Origin of the sequence: Micromonospora zhanjiangensis, from assembly GCF_042650605.1 — a bacterium.
GTDB classification, from domain to species: Bacteria; Actinomycetota; Actinomycetes; order Mycobacteriales; family Micromonosporaceae; genus Micromonospora_J; species Micromonospora_J zhanjiangensis.
Genome location: NZ_JBHSBN010000001.1, coordinates 530532 through 554425, shown reverse-complemented (window position 1 = coordinate 554425; position 23894 = coordinate 530532). Strand labels below are relative to the sequence as shown.

Sequence of the window (23894 nt, the reverse complement as noted above, 5' to 3'; positions counted from 1 at the left end):
GTGCCATCGGTCCCCACGAGTGGATCAGATGTTCTGCAGAATGCGCAACGCGCGGGAGACCTTGAACATCGTGTCACTGTCCGCGACGTCCACGCACTCGGTGAACCACTTCTTCATCGGGGATGATAGCCGGTCCGGCATCACCACGTAGTCGCCCATGGCCACGGCGAGGGGCGAATCACGCAGCAACTCCTCCGCCACCACCTCCACGACGATGACGATCGGCACGTCCGTGCCGTTGTAGACGTCGGAGCTGACCACCAGACCGAGCCGTTCCCGGGCCCCGGAGATGCGCCAGATCTCGCCCCTACGCAGCACGCGGTCGCCCGGGACCGTCCGGTCGGGTGGGGTCGGCCGCCCGGAACAGCATCGCGTCCACCAGCTCCACCTCCCGCTCGTCGGCCAGGGCCGCCTCCTCCAGGTCCAGCCCGGCCCGGGCGAGCGCGGCCGCGTGCGCCCCGAACACCTCGCGCAGCGCCTTCTCCCGGGCGGCCTGGTCCATCCAGGCGGAGAGCGACATGCCCTCGCGTTTGGCGAAGCGGCGCGCGTCCTCGATTGTCTCGTCCGAGAACGAGAGGGTCACCTTGGCGGTCATGCCGCTCAGATTACCCCCGGTATGACCGTCCATCCCACCCCGGGGCGACTCGACATCGGTCGATCGGCCGAACCGGCAGACATCGCCAACCGCCCAAACGCCTCCTTACCCCCCGGAAGGCCCCGGGTTAGCTCATCGGAAACATCCGTGACGCGGGACTGAAATCCGGTCCGGGCAGGCTCCCGTCATGACCGAGGACGTACTGGCGGACACCCGGGACCCGGTCAACGAACCGCTGGTGGGCTTCACCGTCGGCGTACCCGCCGTCCGGCGCCGGGACCGGCTGGCCATCCTGCTGGAACGCGCCGGGGCCCGGGTGGTCCAGGTACCGGCGGTGCGACCGGTGGCACTGACCGACGGCGCCGAGCTACGGGCCGCCACCCGGTGGGCACCGCCGGTCGACCCGGCCCCGCTGCACCGGCTCGTCGACCTGATCGAGAACCGGCTGGTGGACGCCGTCGCGTTCACCTCGGCACCGGCCGCGTCGGCCCTGCTCCAGGCGGCCGGCCCGCGTACCGGCGCGATGCTGGCGGCGCTGCGCGGCGACGTGCTGGCCGTCGGCGCGGCCACGGCCGCGGCGCCGCTGCGCCGGTACGACGTCCCGGTCGTCGCGCCGCCCCGGGCGCACCCCGGCGCGCTGGTCCAACTGCTCGTCGACGAGTTGCCGCCCCGGGTGGTCCACCTGTCGGCGCGCGGCCACCGGCTCAGCCTGCGCGGGCACGCCGCACTGGTCGACGGTGACCTGCGTCCGCTCGCCCCGGCACCGATGGCGGTGCTGCGCAGCCTGGCCCGCACCCCCGGCCGGGTGCTGTCCCGGGCCACCCTGCTGCGGGCCCTGCCGCCGGGCGCGGACGAGCACGCGGTGGAGATGGCCGTGGCCCGGCTGCGCGCCGGGCTCCGGGCTCCCGGCGTGGTGCAGACCGTGGTCCGCCGGGGCTACCGGCTGGCGGTGGACTGACGGCTCCCGCGGACCGCCCGGCCCGCACCGCGGACGGCACCGACCGGCCCGCACCGCGGGCCGGTCCGCACCGTCCGCCGGGTCAGCCGCCGACCGGGGTGGGCCGGCCGTGCTCGGCGCGGAGCATCAACATCGCGTGCTCGGTCACGGTGACCAGCACCTGCTTCACCGACTCGCGGTTCCGGGCGTCGCACATCACCAGCGGCACCTGGGGCGCGATGGCGAGCGCCTCGCGGACCTCGTCCAGCTCGTACTCCGGCGCTCCGTCGAACCGGTTCAGCGCCACCACGTACGGCAGCTTCCGGTTCTCGAAGTAGTCCAGCGGCGGGAAGGCGTCGGTGATCCGCCTGGTGTCGACCAGCACGGCGGCACCCACGGCGCCCCGGATGATCTCGTCCCACATGAACCAGAACCGGGTCTGCCCGGGAGTGCCGAACAGGTAGAGGATCAGGTCCTCGGCCATGGTGATCCGGCCGAAGTCCATCGCCACCGTGGTGGTCTCCTTGCCCGGCACCTTCGACGGGTCGTCGATACCCACCCCGGCCGCGGTCATCACCGCCTCGGTGGTCAGCGGCTCGATCTCGGACACCGCGCCCACCAACGTCGTCTTGCCCACCCCGAAACCGCCGGCGACCACGATCTTCGCGGAGGTGATCCCCCGGTCGCGGCGCGGCCCTGCCGGGTCATAGCCTGCGAAGTCCACTCAACACCCTCTCAAGCAGGTCCATCCGCTCCTCGTACGCCTCGACGGGAGCGGCACTGTGCAGCGTCAGCAGGTTGTCGGCCACCATGTCGGCGACCAGCACCCTGGCCACACCCAGCGGCAACCGGGTGTATGCGGCGATCTCGGCCAGCGATTGCGCCCGGCTCTCGCAGACCGTGGCGATGCGGTGTTTGTCGTGCCCGGCGAACCGGGACTCGACGACCGCCGCCGGAGACGCCGTGAGCACCGCCTCGAGAGCGATGTTCTGGCGGGGTTCGGTGCGCCCACGGGTGACCGCGTACGGGCGCACCAGCGCACCCCGAGGATCCTCCCGGCGTTGTCCCATCTAACGGTCACCTCCTCCTCGTCCAGCCTGTGCCGCGCCGGAGTTCGTCCCCCGCGGGTCGAACCGGCGGCCGACCACGATCGTGCGGTCGAACGGGCGGGATCAGCGCGACATGGCCTCGCGGGGCAGCGGCGACAGGGCCGCGCCGACCCGCTCGACCAGCAGCGCCATCTCGTACCCGACCTGCCCGACGTCGCAGCTGCGCGCGGCGAGCACGGCCATCGAGGAACCGTCGCTGATCGACATCAGGAACAGGTAGCCGCTGTCCATCTCGATGACGGTCTGCAACACCCCGCCCGCGCTGAACATCCGGGACGCCCCCTCGGTGAGGCTGACCACGCCGGAGGTGATGGCCGCGAGCTGGTCGGCCCGGTCCGCCGGCAGGTCCCGGGAGGAGGCGAGCAGCAGCCCGTCGGCCGAGACCGCGACCACGTGGGCGATCCCGGCCACGCTGTCGGCGAAGTTGCTGAGCAGCCAACCCATGTCCTGCATAGCCGCTGGCCTGTTCATCGAGTCGTCTCCTTCATCAACTGATGCCGTTCTGGTCGGTTCCGGCGGTCCGGCCGCGTTGCACACCACGGTGGTACGCCGACAGCAGGCCGCGTACCTCGTCCGGGGTCCGTTTGACCCGTTCCGGCCCCTTGGCCTCGACGCCGCCGGGCACCAACTGCGCCTGCGGCACCCGCTTGGGCAGGCCGGAGCGGGTGGTGCCGGCGATGGCCGGCTCCGCGGCCCGGGTCGCCCGCGCCCAGCCCTCGTCGGCGGCGGTCCGCCAGGACTCGGTCCCGTCCCCGGTCGTCGCCCCGGCCGCCGGGGCCGCGACGACCGGCGCGTCCGGCACGGCCGGCGGCGTGTACGGGGCAGGTGGTTCCACCGGCCGGACCGGGGCGGCCGGAGCCGGCGGGGCGGCGGGCACTGGCGGGGCGGCGGGCACCGGTGCGGCGGCCGGAGTAGCCGGGACAGCGGGGATCGGACGGGGCGCGATGGCCGGGGAGTCCGGCGTGGACTGGCCGGGAATCCGGCCCGGCAGCGCCGGGCGACTCCGGGCGGCCGGGCTGCCCGCCGGCACGGCGTACCGGTCGGTGCCGACGCCGGCCCGCTCGCCCCCGACCGGCGCGGCCGGCCACGGCGACGTGCCCGCGGCGGGCGGGCCGTCCGGCGGCAGCTTGAAGATCTGCGTGGTGTCCTGGCCGTGCGCCCGGAACCAGACCGCCTCCATCTCGCGGAAGATCGGCAGTTCGCCGGGCTCCTCCTGAGGCGTCGCGGCGGGCACCGACCGCTGGTTCGGCAGCCCTGGACGCATCGCCGGGGCGCCGGCCGTGGGTCCCGTGGGAAGCCCGGCCGCCGGCGCCGCCAGACCCGCCGCCGGCGCGGGCATCGGCGGTACGGCGGCACCACCGATGCTGTCGTTGCCCGGCACCCGCCGGGGCAGCTGCGGCTTGACGATCTCCGGCTCGGGGGCGGCCGCCGGACCGAACCGGCCCGGGAACCCGGCGCCGTTGCCGTTCGCCGACCGGCCGTTCTCCGCGGCCGAGGACGGCCAGGGGGTCCGGGTGTTCCACAGGTTCCCGCCGGCGGCGGGCCGGGCCGGGACACCGGCGGACGGGTCGACCTGGTCGGCCCAGAGGTTCGGGGGCGACGACTGCGCCGCGGCCGCCATCGGGCCCGGTTCGACCGCCAACTGCTGCCGCCGGCCCAGCACCTGCTCGCGGGCCCGCGGTACGGGCAGCACCACCGTGCTGCTCGGCAGGGTGACCTGCGCGACGGTGCCACCCTCGATGTTGTGCCGCAGCTCGACCCGGATGTCGTACCGGGAGGCGAGCCGGCTGACCACGGCCAGACCCATCAGCCGGAACGCCGCCACGTCGACCGTGGGCGGCGCCGCCAGCCGCTGGTTGAGCAGGTCGAGCTGTTCGTCGGTGAGCCCGAGGCCGCGGTCCTCCACCTGGACGATCACGTAGTCCCGGATCCGCCGCGCGTCGGCGACCACCGTGGTGTTGGGCGGCGAGAAGCGGGTGGCGTTGTCGAGCAGCTCGGCGAGCAGGCGTACCACGTCGTTGACCGCGTGGGCGGACACCGCGATGTCGGTGTCGACGGTGCCGAACTCGATCCGGTTGTAGAGCTCCACCTCGGACTGCGCGGCCCGCAACGCGTCCACCAGCAGGGCGTCCTCGCGCCGTGGCGCGGTGGAGTCCGCACCGGCCAGGACCAGCAGGTTCTCGTCGTTGCGGCGCATCCGGGTGGCCAGGTGGTCCAGCTCGAAGAGCTGGGCGAGGCGCTTGGGGTCCTCCTCGCCGCGCTCAATCTGGTCCAGCTCGCCGATCATCCGGTCGACCAGCGCCTGACTGCGGCGGGCGAGGTTGAGGAACATCGTCGAGACGTTGGTCCGCAGCGCGGCCTGCTCGGCCGCGACCCGGACCGCCTCCCGGTGTACGACGTTGAAGGCCTGCGCCACCTGCCCGACCTCGTCCCGGTTGGACAGCCGGATCGGGTCCCGTACCTGGCGCACGATCTCCTCGACGCCGCCCTCGTCGACGCTGCCGACGTCACGCAGCCGGCTGACCGCCTCGGGCAGGTCCCGGTTGGCCACCGCCAGGGCGCCCTCCCGCAGCCGGCGCAGCGAGTCGTTCAGCGACCGGGCCAGGACCACGGCCAGCGCGATGGCGACGATCAGGGCGATCAGCACCAGGGCCGATTCGAGGATCGCCTGTCGGACCACGTCGGACCGGACCCGGTCGGCCTGGGCCAGCAGCCGCTGTTCGAGCTGCGACTCGGACCACCGCATCAGGTCGTTGACCGCGCCGATCGCGACGCTGGCATCGGTGGCGCTGATCGTCGGTCGCTGACCGACCGAGCGGGCGACGTCGCCCGCCAGCCGGTCGGCCAGCAGGACGGCGTCACCGGTGACGGAGTTGTTCACCAGCGCCTGCTGGTCCGGGGTGGCGACCAGCGAGAAGGCCAGCAGCGCCTCCTGCTGGCCGGTCAGGGTGGCGACGAAGGAGGAGAACTGCTCCTCGTCCAGCTGACCGGAGCTGAGCGCGGCGAAGGTGACCGCCTCCTCCTCGCCCAGGGCGGCCTTCGCCCGGGCGAAGGCCGAGACGGCCCGCAGGCTCTGGGCCACGCTGCTGTCACCGGCGACCTGGCCGAGCACCTCGCCGTACGCGACCAGGTCGGTCAGGATCACGCCGTACCGCAGCAGGGCCTGGGCGACCGGGATCTGCTTGCGGTCCAGCACCTCCTGCCGGGTGCCGTTCAGGGTGCTCAGGTGGTCGTCGATGGAGCGCAGCCGCTCCTGCACCGCGGGCGGCACCTCGCCCAGACCCTGCCGTTGGACGTTGTAGCCGGCGATCCGGTCGTCGGTGCGCCGGACGCTCGCGTTGTAGGTCTCGACCTTGGCCGTCGGGCTGGCCAGGAACGCCGCGGCGGCCATCCGCTCCTTCTGCAGGTCCTGCGTCAACGAGGACACGTCCACGGACAGCTTGGTCAGCGAGTGGACCAGAGTCGCGTCGTAGGCGCCCTGACCGACGGCGACCAGCCGGACCGTGGCGAGCGCAAGCACCGCGGCGACCGGCACCACGAGAATCAACGCGAGTTTGGACCGGATCCTGGCGTCCCGGAGCCGAGGAAACCAACGACGCTTGGCGGCGTGGGCCTTCGGATTGTTGTCGGGCAGGCTGGTAGGTCCGGTGCTCACGGCATCGCCTCCGTCGTTCTCCCCACGCATGACCTACCGACCGATGCCCCACTGCAGCGGACAGCGCCGCACGCGGCACGGCCGCGATTTCATCAGAAACGAACTGTCTTGGGAAGCGGCACTCAGGTGTGAATCGGTTGTTGAGTAAGCAAATATCATTCTGTTCTCCGGACGCGCCGATATTCCTGAGCCGCTGATCAGCACATATATCGTGAGAGTGCTGGCAGAGCTACTTTAAGCTGGAAGTTGCTGGGTCCATAGTATGAGATACCCGTCCCGGAAACACCCTGGGGGCACGCGCTTGACCCGCACCTCCCGCGATTGGCAGAGTTCCCCGCGTTTAGGCTTTCGCGCACACCGTACGGCAGACCGCCCTCGTAACTCCACCGAGGACGGACCGTCGGCGGCGAACGGCTGTTCCCGGCCCCGCGCCGCCCACCTGGAGGACTGACTTGAGGCGCTCCCGTTCCGCGACCACGCTGCTGGTCGCATCCGCCGTCCTGGCCACCTCGCTCACCGGCTGCGACCTCGGTTCGGCCACATCGGAGGCGGGCGAGATCGTCGTCGGCGCCGACCTCGAACTGTCCGGCGCCGGGGCGGTGGCCGGCAAGGCGTACCAGCGTGCCTTGGAACTGCGATCCGAGGAGATCAACAAGTCGGGGCAGCTCGGCGGTCGAAAAATCCGTTTGGTGGTGAAGGACAACCGGTCGGACCCCACCGAGTCGCTCCGCAACATCGGGGAGTTCACCGGCGACAATTCGGTGAACGCGATCGTCATGGGCGGCTGCGGCGACTGCGCGATCGGCGCGGCCAAGACCATCAACGACAAGCGGGTCCCGACCATCGCGCTGGCCTCGGCGAGCGCGGTCGCCAGCCCGACCGCCGACCGCCGTTACCTGTTCAAGCTCGCCCCGAACGCGACCGACAGCGCCGCCGCGCTCACCACCGAGCTGCGTCGCAAGGACATCAAGAAGGTCGGCCTGCTGGTCACGGACGACAGCTACGGCCGGGACGGGCTCACCGCGATGACCAGCGAGCTGGCCAAGGCGAACATCAAGCTCCCCCGGCCGGCGCAGACGATCAAGCCGACCGACACCGAGCTGAGCGACCGGGTCGGCGAGGTGATCGACGGCAAGCCGGCGGCGCTGGTCGTCTGGGCGCCGACCGAGCCCACGTTGGCCGCGGCGGCCGCTGCCCAGGCGGCGGGCTTCCAGGGCCCGCTCTACTTCGACAGCTCCGCCGCCGGCGACCTGTTCTTGCCGGCCGAGGCCGCCAAGGCGGTCAACAACGCGACAATGGTCTTCACCCAGACGATGGTGATCGACGACGTCATCGCCACCACCCCGGCCAAGGCCGCCCGCAAGCAGTGGTTCCGGGACTACACCGCCCGGTACGGCGGCTACCACGGCTACTCCTCGTTCGCCGCCGACGCGCTCCAGCTCGTGGTGGACGCCGTGGTCAAGGCCGGCGGGACGAGCGGCGCGGGCAGCCGGGACGCGGTCCGGGACATCATGGAGACCACCCAGTTCGACGGGTTGTCCGGCCCGATCCGGATGACCCCGGACAACCACTCCGGCCTGATGCCGCAGGCGTTGACGACGCTGGTCGCCCGAGGCGGCCGCTGGCGGCTGTCCGGCTGAGCCGACCCGCGGCGGCGGTCGGTCCCGGTGCGCCGGAACCGACCGCCGTCGGATCGCGTACGGTGCCGCTCAGCGGGCCGAGGTGGTCTCCCGGACCCAGGGCAGGGCCAGCCGCTCGGCGCGCAGCACGGCGAAGTAGAGCAGGATGCTGGTCAGCGCGATCAGCAGGATCGCCGCCCATGCGGTGGCGGTGTCCCCGACGCCGCTGAACTGCACGATGACGAAGCCCAGCCCGCCCTCGCCGGCCTCGAACTCGCCGATCACCGCGCCGATCGCGGCCAGCGGCATGGCCACCTTCAGCCCGACGAAGATCTGCGGCAGCGCGGCCGGCAGCCGGACCTTGCGGAACGCCTGCCACCGGGTCGCGCCGAGCGACCGGGACAGCTCGGCCAAGTCGGCCGGCGTGGTGGTCAGGCCGGTCGCGGTGGACAGCACGATCGGGAAGAAACAGAGCAGGAAGACCATGGTCAGGATGGGTTTCTGACCCCAGTCCAGGGCCACCACGAGCAGCGGCCCGAGGGCGATCTTCGGTACCGCGTTGACCGCCACCAGCAGCGGCGCGAACATCCGCTCCAGCACCGACGAGGCGGCCAGGGCCAGTCCGATCAGGACCCCGGCGACCGTGGACAGCAGGAACCCGACCAGCGTCTCCAGGGCGGTGGCCAGGGTGGCCTTCATCAGCAGGCCGGACTGGGCCCGGAAGGCGGCCAGCACGTCACCCGGCGGCGGCAGCACCGCCGGGTGGATGAGGTGGGACACCGAGGTGGTGAGCCACCACGCGACACCGGCCACCACCAGGCCGGCGAGCGGCAACCCGACGGTGGCCAGGCCGTCGGCGCGCCGGCGGGCCGCCGGGCCGTCCGGCGACGCGGGTACGGGCGCCGACGCCGCGACGGTCTCGGTCATCTGGGGCATCGCACACTCCTCGCCTCGGCCGGCGGGTCCGCCGGCACCCCGCCGGGCGTGGCGGACCGGGGTTCACCGGCCGGCCACGCCCCGCGCGACAACTGTTCGATCAGGACTTCGGCGCCAGGTCGAAGTCGATGAGCTGCTCCGGGGTCAGGCCGGCCGGGATGGCGCCGGCACCCTGCAGGATCGCGATGCTGCGGACCACCCGCTGCGCGTCGATCGAGCCCACCGCCGAGCCCGAGCCGGCGGACCGGACGTACGCGGCCATCAGCTCCAGTTCGGCGGCGGCCGGCGCGGCCAGCGACGCCGCGACGTTCTTGTGCAGAATCTCACCGGCCTCCTTCGGGTTGGCGATGCTGTACTCCAGACCCTTGATCAGCGCGGCGGTGAACTTCTTCACCATCTCCGGCTTCTCCTTGGCCAGCTTTGTCGGCACCACCAGCACGTTGCCGTACAGGTCGGTCATCACGTCGCTGTACGGGAGGAAGACGGCCTTGCGTCCCTTGGCCACCGCCTCGACGGTGGGCTTGCCGACGACGAACTGGCCGATGCCCTGGACCGAACCCGCGGCCAGGGTCCCGATCAGCGTCTGCGGCGTCCCGTTGACCCACTGCACCTTCGACCCGTCGATGTTCGCCAGCTTCGCGTACGTCGGGAAGAGGTTGCGGACCACCGAGCTCGGGCTGTCGGCCAGCCGCTTGCCCTCCAGGTCCTTCGGGGTGGTGATGCCGTTGCCCTCGAGCGACACGATGGCCGCCATGGTGCGCTGCTGGATGGCCGCCACCACCGTGACGTCCTTGGCCCCGCCGTTGCCCCGGGCCAGCAGAATGCCGGTCAGGTCGAGCGGGGTGAACTGGGCCTGGCCGGCGGAGATCGCCTGGATGTTGTCACCGGTGCCGTTGCCGGGCTTGACGTCGACGTCGAAGCCGGCGTCCTTGAAGAAGCCCTTTTCCTTGGCCACCAAGGCGTACGAGTCGCGACCGAAGTTACCGAACGAGGTGAGGTAGGTGATCTTCTCCAGGCTCTTGCCGTCACCGGCGGCGCCGGAGTCCGAGTCCGAGCCACTGCATCCGGTCACGAGTGCGAGTGCGGTGGTCAGGCCGACCACGGCGATCGTACGGGTGAGCCTTCTCATCTGTTTTCCTTTCAAACCGGTGCACGTGGGCGACCGGACGGGGGACGGAGGGGGAACCCGGCCCGCGGTCGGGGTGGACACGGGCCGCTGAGGAATCTTCGCGGCACAGCGTACGAGAACCTCCCGTACGTGACACCTGGGTGATCAGGTTGCGGAACGGATACAACTCGGTGGAAGTTGCGCGTTCGCTGGTCGGGACGGTATGAAGCACCCGGACGGCGCGGGCCGGCATGATCCGGATAGCCTGACCCGGCCGCTGCCCCCGTATCCGATGGATGGAGCTCCCCGGGATGATCCAGCTCTCCGCGGTGTCCCGTACCTTCACCGGCCGATCCGGCACCGTCGAGGCACTGCGCGGGATCGACCTGACGGTGGCGGAGGGCGAGTTCGTCGCCGTCGTCGGCCGGTCCGGGTGCGGGAAGTCCACCCTGCTGCGCCTCGTCGCCGGCCTGTTGCCGGCCACCGAGGGAAAGATCACCGTAGCCGGTGAACCGGTCACCAAGGCCCGCCGGGACATCGCGATGCTCTTCCAACGGCCGGCCCTGCTGCCCTGGCGGTCCGTCCTGGACAACGTGCTGCTGCCGGTGGAGATCTACGGCTGGGGCAAGGCCAAGCACCGGGACCGGGCCCAGCAACTGCTCGAGATGGTCGGCCTCGGCGGCTTCGAGAAACGGCTGCCGCACGAGCTGTCCGGCGGCATGCAGCAGCGGGTCTCGCTGTGCCGGTCGCTGATCGGCGAGCCCCGGGTGATGCTGATGGACGAGCCGTTCTCCGCGCTGGACACGCTGACCCGCGAGGAACTGTCGGTCGAGCTGCAACGGGTGCACATGGAGAGCTCGGCCACCATCGTCTTCGTCACCCACTCGATCGACGAGGCCGTCCTGCTGGCCGACCGGGTCGTGGTGCTCAGCCCCCGGCCGGGCCGGATCCGCGAGATCGTCGAGATCGACATTCCCCGGCCCCGCAGCCTGGGCCGCAACGCGCACCTGGAAGAGGTCGCCCGGTGCAGCGCCGACCTGCACGAACTGCTGATGGAACGGGACGCCCCGGCGGCCACCGGGACGAAGGGACGATGACATGCGGGTGTCCATTTTCACCGAACCGCACCGCGGCGCGACGTACGACGACCAGCTGCGGTTCGCTCGGCTGGCCGAGGACAGCGGTTTCGAGGGCTACCTGCGGGCCGACCACTACCAGGCGATGAGCGCCGAGTCCGGGCTGCCCGGACCGACCGACGCCTGGCTCACCCTGGCGGGGCTGGCCCGGGAGACCAGCCGGATCCGGCTCGGCACGCTGGTCACCTCGGCGACCTTCCGGCTGCCCGGCCCGCTCGCGGTGATGGTGGCGCAGGTCGACCAGATGAGCGGCGGCCGGGTGGACCTGGGCATCGGCGCCGGCTGGTACGAGCGCGAGCACACCTCGTACGGCATCCCGTTCCCGTCCGTCGGCGAGCGGTTCGACCGGCTCGCCGAGCAGCTGGAGATCATCAGCGGGCTGTGGGCCACCCCGGACGGCGGGACGTTCACCCACCACGGCGACCACTACACGTTGGTCGACGCGCCCGCGCTGCCCAAGCCGACGCAGCGGCCCGGCCCGCCGATCATCGTGGGCGGCCGGGGTCCCAAGCGGACACCCGAGCTGGCCGCCCGGTACGCCGACGAGTTCAACATGCCGTTCAAGACGGTGGCCGAGACGGCCGAGGCGTACGACCGGGTGGCCGAGGCCGCCGACCGGGTGGGTCGGACGGGCAACGGGCGCCCACCGCTGGTGCTGTCGGCCGGCATCGTGGTGGCGATCGGGCGGACCGACGCCGAGGCGAGCCGCCGGGCCGCGCCGCTGCACGTCAAGAGCGCGCTGCCACCGGAGGACCCGGTGGTCGGCTCGCCCGCCCAGCTCGTCGACCGGATCGGCGAGTTCGCCGCGGTCGGCGCCGGCCGGGTCCACCTGCGCCTGATCGACCTCGCCGACCTCGACCATCTGGAACTCATCGCCGCGGACGTCCTCCCGCAGCTGGACGGAGCATCGTGACCACGACGGAACTCGGACCGGTCGGCCAGGAGATCGTCTTCGAGAACGACCGGGTCCGGGTCTGGCACATCCGGCTCGAACCCGGCGAGCGGCAGCCGCTGCACCGGCACGACCATCCCTACCTGGTCGTCGCGGTGCAGGGCGCGAAGAACGTGGTACAGACCGTCGACGGGGAACGGATCGACGCGGACGAGCCGACCGGGGGCGTGGTGTTCCGCGAGCCGGGCGCCACGCACACGCTCACCAACGTCGGCGACACGACGTACCTGGCCCGGCTCGTCGAACTCAAGTAGGTCCCGTCGGCCGGTCAGCCGCAGTGCTCGAACGGGCTGTCGTAGGCGGCGCCGCCGGCCGAGCCGCCCCACTTGACGCAGCTGGCGCCCGCGGTGGCCCGTACCGGTCCGGCGTAGAACTCGAACGAGCCGCTGTCCGTGCCGCGCTGCTTGCCGCGCACCTCCAGGTAGGCGGTGACCGCCGTCTTCCGGCCGACCCCGGTGCTCTTGAGCGCCACCACGCAGTCGGCCTTGGTGCCGGCATCGCGCAGCAGGTACACCGTGCCGTGCGGCGCCCCGTCCGCCCCGGTCAGCGGCGCCGAGTCGATGACCGTGAAGCCCGTGCCGCAGACCTGGACCGGCCCGTACGGGTTGCGCTCGGTGGCGAAGGTCGGTCCGGGCGTCTTCGGGGTGGGCGTGGGCGTGCGGGCCGACGTCGCCGTCGGGGTCGGCTTCCCGGTCGGTCGGGTCGACCGGCCGGGCGTCGCCGACGCGATCGTGCCGGAGTCCCCGCCGCTGCCGGCGCCGTTGGCCTCGGCCGACGGTCCCGTCGTCGGTTGCCCCGGCCCGGCCGACGGGTCCGCGGACAACCGCGGGACCAGCACGGCGAACAGGGCGACCAGACCGATCAGCGCCGTACCGGTCACGCCGGCCAGCGCCGTACGGCGCCGCCGCCGGTCGTCCGGCCGCGCCGGCTGCCCGGCCCCGGCCGGCACCGGGTGCGGACTCCCGGCCGGCGCCGGGCCGGCGTTGCCGGTGGCCGCCGGGTTCGCGGCGGACACCGGCGGACCCGGGTACGGGGTGGCACCCACCACGGCCAGCGGGACGGTCGACCCGGCCTGCGGCGTGGCCGGCCAGACGCCCTGCGCCCGGTCGGCGGCGTCGGCGAACGCGGCGGCGCTCGGGTACCGGGCCGCCGGGTCCTTGGCCAGCGCCCGGGTGACCAGTTCCGCCACCGCCGCCGGGATGTCCGGCGGCAGCGGGGGCGGGGCGTCGTGCAGGTGCTGGTTGACCACGGTCAGCGGATCGTCGCCGAGGAACGGCGGCCGGCCGGCCAGGCAGCAGTACGCCACCACGCCGAGCGCGTAGACGTCGGTGGCCGCCGAGACGGGTCGCCCGAGCGCCTGCTCGGGCGCGATGTAGCTGGCCGAGCCCAGGACGATGTCGGCGGCGGTGAGGCTGGGGCCGCCGGCCGTCCGGGCCACCCCGAAGTCGACCAGGACCACGGTGCCGTTCGGCTGGACCAGCAGGTTGCCCGGCTTGACGTCCCGGTGCACGACGCCTGCCTCGTGCGCGACCTGCAACGCCCGCGCCGCCTGGCCGACGACGGAGAGGGTCTCGGCGACGCCGAGCCGCCCCACCGTCCCCAGCCAGGTCCCCAGCGACGCGCCCTCGATGAACTCCATCACCAGGTAGTCCACCCGACCACCGGCCACCGGGACGTTTTCGCCGTAGTCGTAGATCTGGACGATGCCGGGGTTGCGCATGGCGGCCATCGTCCGGGCCTCGGTGCGGAACCGGGTGATGAACTGCTGGTCGGAGACGAGGACGGGAAGCAGCACCTTGACCGCGACCCGCCGGTTGAGCAGGACGTCCGTGCCGGACCAGACGTCACCCATGCCGCCGATCGCGATCCGTTCGTCCAGCCGGTACCGGTCGCCGAGCACCACTTCCGGAGCAAGCATCGGGACACGGTACCGGTCACCCCGCCCGGCGCTGTCGCCGTGGGTGGCGATCGGGGTCGGGGCACCGTACCCTGCCCGACGTGATTGCCTTTCGGAGCTGGGGGCGGGTCCTGCTCGCGGCGGCCGTCGTCGGTCTGCTGGCCGGAGCCGGCCAGCTCGGCATCGCGTACGGCCTGGGGGTCGTCCGCTTCGTCCGGTCGTTCGCCGGCGGCGCGGCCAATCTGTGGCCGGCGCAGCTCACCTGGGCCAGCTGGTTCGCGATGGTCGCCGCGGTGGCGGGGGCGGTGGTCGGGGAACGCTTGGCCCGTCGGCGCGGGCTGCCGGTCGACGTCGGTGTCCGGATCGCGATGGCGGTCGCCGCCGGTCTCGGTGCCGCCGCGGTGGCGCCGCTGAGCATGCAGCCGGCGCGCGCCGCCGAGTCAGTCGCGTTGCGGAACCCGGTCCTGGTCGCCGGCACCGCCGCCGCCGCGGGCGCGCTGATCGGCATCGTCGCCGCGCTGGCCGCGCTGCACCTGCGCCCGTTCGGCTGGAACCTGGTCGCGGTCACCGGCACCGCCTGGCTGCTCGCCGTGGTCTCGGTGCTGCCGTCGCTCGGCCCCGACGGCCCGCTGCCGGCCGTACGACTCGGGGTGTTCGACCCGGCCACGTCCGGTCCCGGCGGCACGCAGCGGCTGGCCGTCATCCTGATGCCGGTACTGGCGTTGATCGCCGGTGCTGCCGTCGCGGCCGTCGCCCGCTGGCGCGCTGAACCGACCCTGACGGTCGCCGCGTCCGGCGTGATCGGCCCGGGCACGCTGGCGGTGGCCTACCTCATCGGCGGGCCGGGCAGTCCGACCGACAACTACCAGACCGCGCCGTACTGGGGTGCGCTGGTCGCCGTCGGCGCCGGTGCGCTGGGCTCGGTGCTGGCCGCGGTGGTCCGCCGACCCACCCCGGCGGCCGACTCCCCCGCCACCGGGACCGACTCCGCCGGCGCGGCCGACTCCGCCGCCGGGACCGACTCCGCCGCCGGGACCGTCGGCGCGGCCGGGACCGTCGGCGCGGCCGGCGACGCCGCGCCGGACCGGGCCGAATCCGGTACCGCGACGCCCGACACCACCGCCACCAGCAGCGGCGACGCCGGGTCCGACAGCACCACGACCGGCGGTAGGGCCGCCACGAGCACCGGGTCGGCCCCCGACGGCACCCCCGAGCCGGCCCCGCGCCGCGCGGTGGTCCCGGCCACCGACATTCCCGGCCAGCGCCGGCCGGCGGACGAGACCGGTCGGGGGAAGGCGACGTCGACGGTCGAAGCGGACGACCACGGCCCGCGCCCGGGCCGGCGGTCCGCCCCGGCGGTCGGTTTCTCCGTCGACCCGGCGGCCAGCCCGCCCACCACCGAGGACTTCTGGCCGGCCGGTTCCGCTCCCGCCGCGGACCCCGGACCGGCCCGGACCGCCGATGGTGCCGACGACGGCTGGGACGCGTTCGCCACCGCCGACCGACCGCGCTTCACGGACCCGACCGGCCTGCGTGCCGGACGCAGGACGACGTCGGACGACCGGCCGGGACACGACCGGCCCGGCCGGCCGAAGGAGCAGCCCCGGCCGCTCGACAAGCCCCGGGCCACCCGGGCCACCCCGGTCAACACCCCACCGGCCGCGCCGTCGACCCCGGTCAACCCGCCACCGAGCGCCCCGCCGGCCCCGGTCAATCCGCCACCGAGCACCCGGTCGACCCCGGTCAACCCGCGGCCGAGCGGGTCACCGGCCCCGGCCGAGTCGCCGGCCCCAGTCGAGTCGCCGGCCCCAGTCGAGTCGCCGGCCCCGGCCGCTCCGCCGGTCGCGGCCGGACCACCGACCTCGGTGGGGCCGCCGACGAGCGCGCCGAAGGGCGGCCGGCGGGCGGCCGGCGGGGTGCCGGGCGACAACCCTGCCGAGGAACCGCGCGCACGATCGACCCGCGGCCGCCGGCAGGCCGACCCGGCCGGTGCGCGGGGCGGGACCCGCCGGCGCGCCGAACCGACCGAGGCTGCCGACGCGACCCCGGCCGAGACGACCACGACCGACCCGAAGCCCGGGACCGACCCCAAGCGCGGGACCGACCCCAAGCGCGGGACCGACCCCAAGCGCGGGATCGACCCGAAGCCCCAGGCCGGCTCGAAGTCCGGGACCGACGCGATGTCCGGGACCGACCCGAAAACCGAGAACTACCCGACCCCGACGGACCCGATCCGCACCGATCCGACCCCGACCGACGCGACCCGCGCCGACGCGACGCCGGCCGGTGCGACGCCAGCGAGTGCGAGGCCGGCCGGAACGACGCCGGCCGACACGACACAGACCGGTACGAAAGCGACCAACCCGGAACCGGCCGACACGAGATCGACCGACGCGAGGCGGAGCGGATCGTCCGGGTTGTTCCGGCGCCGTACCGGGGCCGCGGAGCCGGCGACGCCGGTACCCGGAACGCCGGTACCCGGCGACGACAGACACGGCGACAGCGGGCACGGCGACAGCGACGGCGGGCACGGCGACGACCTGCCGGCCGTACCGGAGGAGCGCGCGGACCGGCCGCGCCGCGGGCTGTTCCGGCGCAAGGGTGCGAGCGTGGAGCCGACCGGGGACGCGCCGCAGGCCGACACCGGCGAGAAGCGTGAGTCGCGCGGCCGCGGCAAGGGTGCCAAGGGCGTACCGGCGCGGGACGAGGAGTACGTCGACTGGGTCAGTGGCCTGTCCCAACCGGGGCCGCCCATCGAGCGCCCCGCCGACGACGAGCCCCGGCTCAGCCTGCGCCGACCCGGCCGGCGCCACCGGTCGACCGACTGACCGACGCGCGCGGGGTGTTCGGCGTAGGTTTGTGCGCGTCCAGTGCCACCCGAGTGACACTGGACGCGCACGAACCGGACCGCGCGGAACCGGCCGACCCCCGCGCCCGGCTCAGGTCAGCGGCAGGTAGACCCGGCCGCCCGCGTCGACGAACTCCGTCGACTTCTCCCGCATCCCCCGCGCCGCGTAGCCCTTCAGCTCCTGGGTCAGCTTCATCGAACAGAACTTCGGCCCGCACATCGAACAGAAGTGCGCGGTCTTGGCCGGTTCCGCGGGCAGCGTCGCGTCGTGGTACGCCCGCGCGGTGTCCGGATCGAGCGACAGGTTGAACTGGTCGGTCCAGCGGAACTCGAACCGCGCCTTGGACAGCGCGTCGTCCCAGGCCTGCGCGCCCGGGTGCCCCTTGGCCAGGTCGGCGGCGTGCGCGGCGATCTTGTACGCGATCACCCCCGCCTTGACGTCGTCCCGGTCCGGCAACCCGAGGTGTTCCTTCGGCGTGACGTAGCAGAGCATGGCGGTGCCGAACATCCCGATCATCGCGGCGCCGATCGCCGAGGTGATGTGGTCGTACGCCGGGGCGATGTCGGTGGTGAGCGGCCCGAGGGTGTAGAAGGGCGCCTGGTGGCACCACTCCTGCTGCCGGTCGACGTTCTCCTTGATCTTGTGCATCGGCACGTGGCCCGGGCCCTCGATCATCACCTGCACGTCGTGTTCCCAGGCCACCCGGGTCAGTTCCCCCAGCGTGCGCAGCTCGGCGAACTGCGCCTCGTCGTTCGCGTCGGCGATGGAACCGGGCCGCAGCCCGTCGCCGAGCGACAGCGCGACGTCGTAGCGGGCCAGGATCTCGCACAGCTCGGCGAACCGGGTGTAGAGGAAGTTCTCCTCGTGGTACGCCAGGCACCAGGCGGCCATGATCGAGCCGCCCCGGGACACGATGCCGGTGACCCGCTCCACGGCCAGCGGCACGTACCGCAGCAGCACGCCGGCGTGCACGGTCATGTAGTCGACGCCCTGCTCGGCCTGCTCGATCACGGTGTCCCGGAAGACCTCCCAGGACAGCTTGACCGGGTCGCCCCCGACCGCCTCCAGCGCCTGGTAGATCGGCACGGTGCCGATCGGCACCGGCGAGTTGCGGACGATCGCCTCCCGGGTGGCGTGGATCCCGGCGCCGGTGGACAGGTCCATCACGGTGTCCGCGCCCCACCGGGTGGCCCAGGTCAGCTTGGCCACCTCCTCGGCGGTGGACGAGGTCACCGCCGAGGTGCCGATGTTGGCGTTGACCTTCACCAGGAACCGGCTCCCGATGATCATCGGCTCGGACTCGGGGTGGTTGACGTTGGCCGGCAGGATGGCCCGACCGGCGGCGATCTCCTCGCGTACCAGGTCGGCCGGGACGTTCTCGCGGACCGCGACGAACCGCATCTCCGGCGTGATCGTCCCGGCCCGCGCGTAGGCCAGCTGGGTCGGCCGCCGGCCGGCCAACGGGGTGCCGGCACCGGCGGTGGGCGCCACGTCGCCCCGGGCCGCGATCCACGGCCCGCGCAGCGGCGGCAGGCCGACATCCGGGTCGGACCCGGGACCGGACGTGTCGTAGAGCCGCACCGGCGGTTCGCCGCCGGTCAGCTCCACCTCGGCGAACGGCACCCGGATGTCCGGGGACGGGCCCTCGACGTACACCTTGCGACGTGTCGACATGACGGCCTTCCTGCTCATCGGGTCGCCGGGCCGAAGTGGTCCAGCGGACCACTGCCGGCGCCCAGTTCCCAGTCCCGCGCGCCGGTCAGCGCGCGGGTGACGTACCGCTTGGCGGCCCGGACCGCAGCCGGCACCGGATCACCGAGCGCGAGCCGCGTCGCCACCGCCGCGGCGAACGTGCAACCGGTGCCGTGGTTGTGCCGGGTGGGCACCCGCGGCCCGCGCAGCACCGTGACGGTGCCGCCGGTCCACAACACGTCGACCGCCTCGCCGCCGGGGTCACCGGCGTCCGGACCGCCACCGGCGCCGCCCGGGTCCCCGGCGCCCGGCCCGCCGCCGCCCGGGTCCCCGGCGCCCGGGACCGTGCCGGCGGGTGGGTCACCGCCGGTGATCACCACCGCCGCCGGGCCGCTGCCGGCCAGCCGTTCCGCCGCCGCGGCCATCTGCTCGACCGTCCGCACCTCGATGCCGAGGATCGCCGCGGCCTCCGACCGGTTCGGCGTCGCCACCATCGCGTACGGCAGCAGCCGGCGCACCGCGTCGACCACCCCGAGCCGGTGCCCGCTGGTGGCCACCAGCACCGGATCGACGACCAGGTTGGGCAGCCGGCCGGCCCGGGCCGCCCCGGCCACCACGTCGGCCACCGCCGGACTGCCCAGCATCCCGGTCTTGACGGCGCGGACCGGGAAGTCCGACAGCACCGCCTCGAGCTGTTCCGTCACGGTGCGCGGCGGCAGCGGCAGGACGGCGTCCACGCCCCGGGTGTTCTGCGCGGTCACCGCGGTGAGCACGCAGGTCCCGTACCCGCCCAGCGCCGCGAAGGTCTTGAGGTCCGCCTGGATGCCCGCTCCCCCACCGGAGTCCGACCCGGCCACGGAAAGCAGCACGGGCGGGGTCACCGGGCACCGCCCCGACCCGGCCGCGACCCGGCCACGTCCACCGGTCCGGCCGCTGTCGCCGGGCTGACCTTTTCGGCGGCGGTGAGCAGCGCGGCGACGGTCGTGGCCGGATCGTCGGCGCGCATCACGGCGCCGAGCACGGCCACCCCGACCGCGCCCGCCGCCAGGCAGGCCGTCACCTGGGCGGGCGAGGAGATGCCGCCGAGCGCCAGCACCGGGACGGGGCTGCGCCGGACCAGGTCGCGCAGCCCGGCCGGGCCCAGCGGCGGACCGTACCCGGGCTTGCTGCGGGTGGGGTGCACCGGGGAGAGCGTCACGTAGTCCTCCGTGGACAGCCGGGCCAACTCGACGGCGTCGTGGCAGGACCGGCCCACCAGCGGCAGGCGCGGCGGCGGGTACGGTCCGGCGGCCGTCAGGTGCACCGCCGGACCGCCCAGCGGGTCCGGGCCGGCGACCAGCAGGGTGCCGCCCGCGTCGGCGAGGATCGCCCGCAACTCGACGGCGAGCGCGAGCCGTTCGGCGGCTGGCAGGTCCCGTTCCCGCAGTACCACCCAGCGCAGTCCGGCGTCGACGCCGGCCCGGACCAGCTCGGTCAGCGGGCGCCGGGCCGACCGCCGGTCGGTCAGCAGCACCAGCCCGGTGGGCCCGGCGATGCCGCTCACAGCTCCGGCCGCCCCTCGTCCGGGGTCGAGGCGAGGGCGTGGAACCGGCGGGCGATCCGGCCCGCGCCGGCGGCCAGCCGGCCGGCCTCGACGGCGTACCGCATCGCCGTGGCCATCGCCACCGGGTCGGCGGCCCGGGTGACCGCGCTGGCCAGCAGCACCGCGTCGCAACCGAGTTCCATCGCGAGCGCGGCGTCCGAGGCGGTGCCGATCCCGGCGTCCAGGATCACCGGTACGTCGACGGTCTGCCGGATCAGCCGGATGTGGTGCGGGTTCCCGATGCCCAGCCCGGAGCCGATCGGCGCGCCGGCCGGCATCACCGCGGCACAGCCGACCTCGGCCAGCCGGCGGGCCAGCACCGGATCGTCCGAGGTGTACGGCAGCACGGTGAAACCGTCGTCGACCAGTTGCTCGGCGGCCCGCAGCAGTTCCACCCCGTCGGGCAGCAGGGTGCGCTCGTCGCCGATCACCTCCAGCTTGACCCAGTCGGTGCCGAACGCCTCCCGGGACAGCCGGGCCACGGTGACCGCCTCCCGGGCGGTCTGGCAGCCCGCGGTGTTCGGCAGCAGCCGCACCCCGCACCGGTCCAGCAGGTCCAGCAGCCCGTCGCCGCTGCCGGCCGGGTCGAACCGGCGCAGCGCCAGCGTGACCAGCTCGGTGCCCGAGGCGCGGATCGCCCGCTCCAGCAGGTGCAGGTTGGCCGCCCCGCCGGTGCCGAGGATCAACCGGGAGCCGAACGTCGTACCGGCCAGGGAGAAGCCACCCACCCCGGTCACCCGCCCTGCGCCGCGGTCAGCACCTCGACCCGGTCGCCGTCGCGCAGCGTGCTGCCGGGCCATTCGGCGCGCGGCACCACCGCGCCGTTCACCGCCACCGCGATCCCGCGCGTCCGGTCGGTGACCGCGCCGACCAGCCCGGCCACCGTGGTGCCGGCCGGGACCTCCCGCGGGTCACCGTTCACCGTCAGGGTCATCGTCCGGAAACCTCCGTACCGTCGGGCCCGGCCGGACCGGGCGGGGAAGGGGCGAAGCGGTCGGGGGTGAACGGGTCGAGCAGCGGGTCGGCCCGACCGGTCAGCGCCAGTTCGGCGATCAGGTCGGCGGTGACCGGGGTCAGCGCGATGCCGTGCCGGTGATGACCGGCCGCCACCAGCGGCCCGGACCGGCCGGCCAGCCGACCGAGGATCGGCGCGTTGTCCGGCGTACCGGGTCGCAGCCCGGCGGTCGCCTCGACCAGGCGGTACTCGGCCAGCTCGGGAACCAGGTCGGTGGCCGCCCGCAGCAGCCGCTGCACCGCGCCCGCGGTGACCTCGGTGTCGGACCGTTCCTCGACCGTGGCGCCGACCACCACCTCGCCGTCCCGGCGGGGGACCAGGTAGACCGGTTCGCCGTCGGCGAGCCCGCGGACCACGTACCGGATCGCCGGCGCTGTGCCGGCGGGCGCCCGCAGCCGGAGGATCTGACCCTTCACCGGACGGACCGGCAGGCCGGTGAGGGCCGCCGTGCCGCAACCGGCGGCCACCACCGTGACGTCGGCGCGCAGCCCGGCCAGGTCGGTCACGGCGGTCGGCACGAACCGCACGCCGGCCCGCTCGGCCGCCCGGCGCAGCGCGGCGGTCAGCCGCCGGGGGTCCACCTGGTGGTCGGTGGGCAGCAGCGCGCCGCCGCGGACCCGGGTGGCCAGCGCCGGTTCGCACTCCCGCAGCCCGGTCGGCCGCAGCGGCGTCACCGGCAGCCCCAGCTCCCGCTGGTACGTCCACAGCCGGCGCGCCTCGGTCAGGTCGTCCGCGGTCAGCCCGACCACCAGCGTCCCGTCGGTGCGGTAGCCGAGGTCGGCGCCGGTGGCGGCGGTCAGCTCGGCGGCGAACGCCGGCCACCGGCTCGCCGACGCGGCCAGCAACCCGGTCAGCTCCCGCTCGCCGAAGATCGCCTCGGCGACCGGGGCCACCATGCCGGCCGCGACGGCCCCGGCGCCCGAGCCGGGCGTGGGGTCGTACCCGGTGACGGCGGCCCCGGCGAGGGCGCACCGCCAGGCGACGGCGAGGCCGATCGGACCGGCGCCGATCACCGCCACCTCGGGACCGCCGCCGGCGCCGGACCGGGCGGTGCCGGTCAGCATCCGAGCGCGGCGAGCAGTTCGGCGGTGGCCCGGGCCGGGTCGGCCGCGTCGGCGAGCGCGGCCACCACCGCCACCCCGTACGCGCCCGCGCCGCGCAGCCCGGCCACCCGGTCCGCGGTGACGCCGCCGATGGCGACCACCGGAACCGGTACGGCGTCCGCCACGGCGGTCACCCCGGCCGGGCCGATCGGCGGCGGCAGGCCGGCCTTGGTGCCGGTGGCGTGGCACGGTCCCACGCCCAGGTAGTCGGCGCCGGCGGCGACGGCGGCCCGGGCGGTGCCCGGCGCCCGGGCGGTCGCGCCGAGCACGGCGGCCGGGCCGAGCACCCGCCGGGCCGCGTCGACCGGCAGGTCGTCCGCGCCGACGTGCGCACCGGCGGCGCCGACCGCGAGCGCGACGTGCAGCCGGTCGTTCACCAGGCAGGTCGCGCCGGCCGACGCGCACAGCTCGACCATCCGGCCGGCCAACTCGTACGCCTCGCGGTCGGTGGCGGAGTCCTCGACCCGGACCTGGACCACCAGCTCACGGCCGGCGACGCCGAGGGCGGCCCGGGCCACGGCGAGCGGGTCCCGGCCGGGCCGGGTGTCGGTGACGAGATGCAGTCGTCCCAGGGACACGGCAATGCTCCTCCCTGCGCCGGCATTACCCGGATCAGGTTCGACGGTCGGGGGCTGCAGCCCCCCTCTCAGCCCGGTGCACCGGGCTCCCGTGGGTCACGTGCGTCGCCACCGTACGACAGGTCGGCCCGACCTGTCCACGGTCGGAACGTCAGGCGGGACGGCCGGCGGCCAGAATCTCCCGCAGTGCGGCCAGGTCCTCGTCCGACGGCTGCCAGGAGCCGGCGGCCGCGTTGGCCCGTACCTGGTCGGCGGTGGTCGCGCCGGCGATGACCGAGGTCACCGCGGGCTGGGCGGCCAACCCGCCGATCGCCACCTGGAGCATCGTCAGGTCACGCTCGGCCGCGTACGCCCCGATCGCCTCGATGGTGTCCCAGTCGGCGGCGGCCAGTCGCTGGGCGTACCGGCCACCGCCGGCGAGCCGGCTGCCGGCCGGCGGCTGCTCGTCACGCCGGTACTTGCCGGTGAGTAGGCCGTTGGCCAGCGGGAAGAACGGCAGCAGGCCCAGCCCGAACCGCTCGCAGGCTGGCACGACCTCGGTCTCGACGGTTCGTTCCAGCAGGCTGTAGTGGTTCTGCGCGCTGACGAACCGGGTCAGCCCGGCGGCCTGCGCGGTCCAGTCCGCGTCGGCGATCTGCCAGCCCGCGAAGTTGGAGTTGCCCAGGTAGCGCACCTTGCCGGCGCGGACCAGGTCGTCCAGCGCGCGCAGGGTCTCCTCGATCGGCGTACCCGGGTCCGGTTCGTGCATCTGGTAGAGGTCGATGTGGTCGGTGCCGAGCCGGCGCAGCGACGCCTCCACCGCCCGCACGACGTACCGGCGGGCGCCCCGGGCGCCGTGGTCCGGACCGTTCATGCCGTCCATGTCCATGCCGAACTTGGTGGCCACCACCACGTCGTCCCGGCGCCCCTTCAGCGCCGCGCCGAGCAGTTCCTCGGAACCGCCGTGCGGTTCGCCGTAGATGTCGGCCGTGTCGAAGAAGTTGATCCCGGCGTTCAGGGCGGCGTCCACCACCGCCCGGGTGCCGTCCGCGTCCAGCTTGCGCCCGAAATTGTTGCAGCCGATCCCGACCGCGGACACCACGAGTCCGGAGTCGCCGAGCCGGCGATAGGTCATGTCAGTCACGCGACCAA

General features: G+C 74.1%; 23 protein-coding genes and 1 riboswitch. Of the genes, 6 read left to right on the top strand and 17 right to left on the bottom strand.

Features of this window, described 5'->3' with window-relative positions:
* Positions 1 to 24 precede the first annotated feature (24 nt).
* Positions 25 to 318 (bottom strand): hypothetical protein, encoded by a 294-nt coding sequence (locus ACFOX0_RS02740; protein ID WP_377541779.1) that lies wholly within the window; start codon positions 316 to 318, stop codon positions 25 to 27.
* The gene (locus tag ACFOX0_RS02735; RefSeq protein ID WP_377541778.1) at positions 308 to 595 is read right to left on the bottom strand and encodes a DUF6364 family protein; all 288 of its coding nucleotides are present in this window, start codon (positions 593 to 595) and stop codon (positions 308 to 310) included. Before ACFOX0_RS02735 ends, ACFOX0_RS02740 begins: the two co-directional genes overlap by 11 nt.
* A 187-nt stretch (positions 596 to 782) precedes the next feature.
* Here ACFOX0_RS02735 and ACFOX0_RS02730 point away from each other — a divergent pair, with 187 nt between their 5' ends.
* Positions 783 to 1553 (top strand): winged helix-turn-helix domain-containing protein, encoded by a 771-nt coding sequence (locus tag ACFOX0_RS02730; RefSeq protein WP_377541777.1) that lies wholly within the window; start codon positions 783 to 785, stop codon positions 1551 to 1553.
* An 82-nt stretch (positions 1554 to 1635) separates the two neighbouring features.
* Here the strand turns inward: ACFOX0_RS02730 and ACFOX0_RS02725 are convergent, their stop codons facing one another.
* The 4 genes from ACFOX0_RS02725 to ACFOX0_RS02710 all read right to left on the bottom strand — a co-directional run bounded on the left by ACFOX0_RS02725 (position 1636) and on the right by ACFOX0_RS02710 (position 6296).
* Positions 1636 to 2256, bottom strand: coding sequence for a GTP-binding protein (locus ACFOX0_RS02725; protein ID WP_377541776.1), 621 nt, complete (start codon positions 2254 to 2256; stop codon positions 1636 to 1638).
* Complete coding sequence (locus ACFOX0_RS02720) at positions 2237 to 2602, bottom strand: DUF742 domain-containing protein (protein ID WP_377541775.1); 366 nt, start codon at positions 2600 to 2602, stop codon at positions 2237 to 2239. Before ACFOX0_RS02720 ends, ACFOX0_RS02725 begins: the two co-directional genes overlap by 20 nt.
* A gap of 102 nt (positions 2603 to 2704) precedes the next feature.
* Positions 2705 to 3112 carry a roadblock/LC7 domain-containing protein gene (locus ACFOX0_RS02715; RefSeq protein ID WP_377541774.1) on the bottom strand — a complete coding sequence of 136 codons (408 nt, stop codon included), beginning with the start codon at positions 3110 to 3112 and terminating at the stop codon, positions 2705 to 2707.
* 16 nt (positions 3113 to 3128) lie between these two features.
* Complete coding sequence (locus ACFOX0_RS02710; RefSeq protein WP_377541773.1) at positions 3129 to 6296, bottom strand: sensor histidine kinase; 3168 nt, start codon at positions 6294 to 6296, stop codon at positions 3129 to 3131.
* A 452-nt stretch (positions 6297 to 6748) separates the two neighbouring features.
* Between ACFOX0_RS02710 and ACFOX0_RS02705 the strand changes: the two genes are divergently transcribed.
* Entirely contained in the window at positions 6749 to 7936 is a 1188-nt protein-coding gene (locus ACFOX0_RS02705) for an ABC transporter substrate-binding protein (protein ID WP_377541772.1), read from the top strand.
* Positions 7937 to 8005: 69 nt separating this feature from the next.
* Here ACFOX0_RS02705 and ACFOX0_RS02700 read toward each other — a convergent pair whose 3' ends face one another.
* Positions 8006 to 8842, bottom strand: coding sequence for an ABC transporter permease (locus ACFOX0_RS02700; RefSeq protein ID WP_377541888.1), 837 nt, complete (start codon positions 8840 to 8842; stop codon positions 8006 to 8008).
* A gap of 109 nt (positions 8843 to 8951) precedes the next feature.
* Positions 8952 to 9980 (bottom strand): ABC transporter substrate-binding protein, encoded by a 1029-nt coding sequence (locus ACFOX0_RS02695; protein ID WP_377541771.1) that lies wholly within the window; start codon positions 9978 to 9980, stop codon positions 8952 to 8954.
* Between the two features lie 290 nt (positions 9981 to 10270).
* Between ACFOX0_RS02695 and ACFOX0_RS02690 the strand changes: the two genes are divergently transcribed.
* From ACFOX0_RS02690 to ACFOX0_RS02680, 3 genes are read left to right on the top strand one after another with little or no spacing between them, the layout of a single operon-like run.
* Entirely contained in the window at positions 10271 to 11056 is a 786-nt protein-coding gene (locus ACFOX0_RS02690) for an ABC transporter ATP-binding protein (RefSeq protein WP_377541770.1), read from the top strand.
* Between the two features lies 1 nt (position 11057).
* A complete protein-coding gene (locus tag ACFOX0_RS02685; protein WP_377541769.1) occupies positions 11058 to 12008 on the top strand; it encodes an LLM class F420-dependent oxidoreductase in 951 nt (316 codons plus the stop codon).
* Complete coding sequence (locus tag ACFOX0_RS02680; RefSeq protein WP_377541768.1) at positions 12005 to 12301, top strand: cupin domain-containing protein; 297 nt, start codon at positions 12005 to 12007, stop codon at positions 12299 to 12301. Before ACFOX0_RS02685 ends, ACFOX0_RS02680 begins: the two co-directional genes overlap by 4 nt.
* A 14-nt stretch (positions 12302 to 12315) precedes the next feature.
* Here ACFOX0_RS02680 and ACFOX0_RS02675 read toward each other — a convergent pair whose 3' ends face one another.
* Entirely contained in the window at positions 12316 to 13965 is a 1650-nt protein-coding gene (locus tag ACFOX0_RS02675) for a serine/threonine-protein kinase (protein WP_377541767.1), read from the bottom strand.
* Between the two features lie 80 nt (positions 13966 to 14045).
* Between ACFOX0_RS02675 and ACFOX0_RS02670 the strand changes: the two genes are divergently transcribed.
* A complete protein-coding gene (locus ACFOX0_RS02670; RefSeq protein ID WP_377541766.1) occupies positions 14046 to 16772 on the top strand; it encodes a hypothetical protein in 2727 nt (908 codons plus the stop codon).
* A gap of 111 nt (positions 16773 to 16883) precedes the next feature.
* Here ACFOX0_RS02670 and thiC read toward each other — a convergent pair whose 3' ends face one another.
* The 8 genes from thiC to ACFOX0_RS02630 all read right to left on the bottom strand — a co-directional run bounded on the left by thiC (position 16884) and on the right by ACFOX0_RS02630 (position 23877).
* Positions 16884 to 18467, bottom strand: coding sequence for a phosphomethylpyrimidine synthase ThiC (thiC, locus tag ACFOX0_RS02665; protein ID WP_377541765.1), 1584 nt, complete (start codon positions 18465 to 18467; stop codon positions 16884 to 16886).
* Positions 18468 to 18481: 14 nt separating this feature from the next.
* The gene (gene thiD / locus ACFOX0_RS02660; protein ID WP_377541764.1) at positions 18482 to 19366 is read right to left on the bottom strand and encodes a bifunctional hydroxymethylpyrimidine kinase/phosphomethylpyrimidine kinase; all 885 of its coding nucleotides are present in this window, start codon (positions 19364 to 19366) and stop codon (positions 18482 to 18484) included.
* Positions 19363 to 20019, bottom strand: coding sequence for a thiamine phosphate synthase (locus ACFOX0_RS02655; protein ID WP_377541887.1), 657 nt, complete (start codon positions 20017 to 20019; stop codon positions 19363 to 19365). The genes thiD and ACFOX0_RS02655 overlap by 4 nt, the downstream gene beginning before the upstream one ends.
* Before the next feature lie 5 nt (positions 20020 to 20024).
* Positions 20025 to 20804, bottom strand: a complete 780-nt coding sequence (locus tag ACFOX0_RS02650; RefSeq protein ID WP_377541763.1) for a thiazole synthase — start codon at positions 20802 to 20804, stop codon at positions 20025 to 20027.
* Positions 20801 to 21001, bottom strand: a complete 201-nt coding sequence (gene thiS / locus ACFOX0_RS02645; protein ID WP_377541762.1) for a sulfur carrier protein ThiS — start codon at positions 20999 to 21001, stop codon at positions 20801 to 20803. Before thiS ends, ACFOX0_RS02650 begins: the two co-directional genes overlap by 4 nt.
* Complete coding sequence (gene thiO / locus ACFOX0_RS02640) at positions 20998 to 22146, bottom strand: glycine oxidase ThiO (RefSeq protein ID WP_377541761.1); 1149 nt, start codon at positions 22144 to 22146, stop codon at positions 20998 to 21000. The genes thiS and thiO overlap by 4 nt, the downstream gene beginning before the upstream one ends.
* Entirely contained in the window at positions 22140 to 22763 is a 624-nt protein-coding gene (gene thiE, locus ACFOX0_RS02635; RefSeq protein ID WP_377541760.1) for a thiamine phosphate synthase, read from the bottom strand. The genes thiO and thiE overlap by 7 nt, the downstream gene beginning before the upstream one ends.
* Positions 22758 to 22866: riboswitch (TPP riboswitch) on the bottom strand. Its footprint overlaps the gene before it by 6 nt.
* A 48-nt stretch (positions 22867 to 22914) precedes the next feature.
* Positions 22915 to 23877 carry an aldo/keto reductase gene (locus ACFOX0_RS02630; RefSeq protein ID WP_377541886.1) on the bottom strand — a complete coding sequence of 321 codons (963 nt, stop codon included), beginning with the start codon at positions 23875 to 23877 and terminating at the stop codon, positions 22915 to 22917.
* Positions 23878 to 23894: the final 17 nt, after the last annotated feature.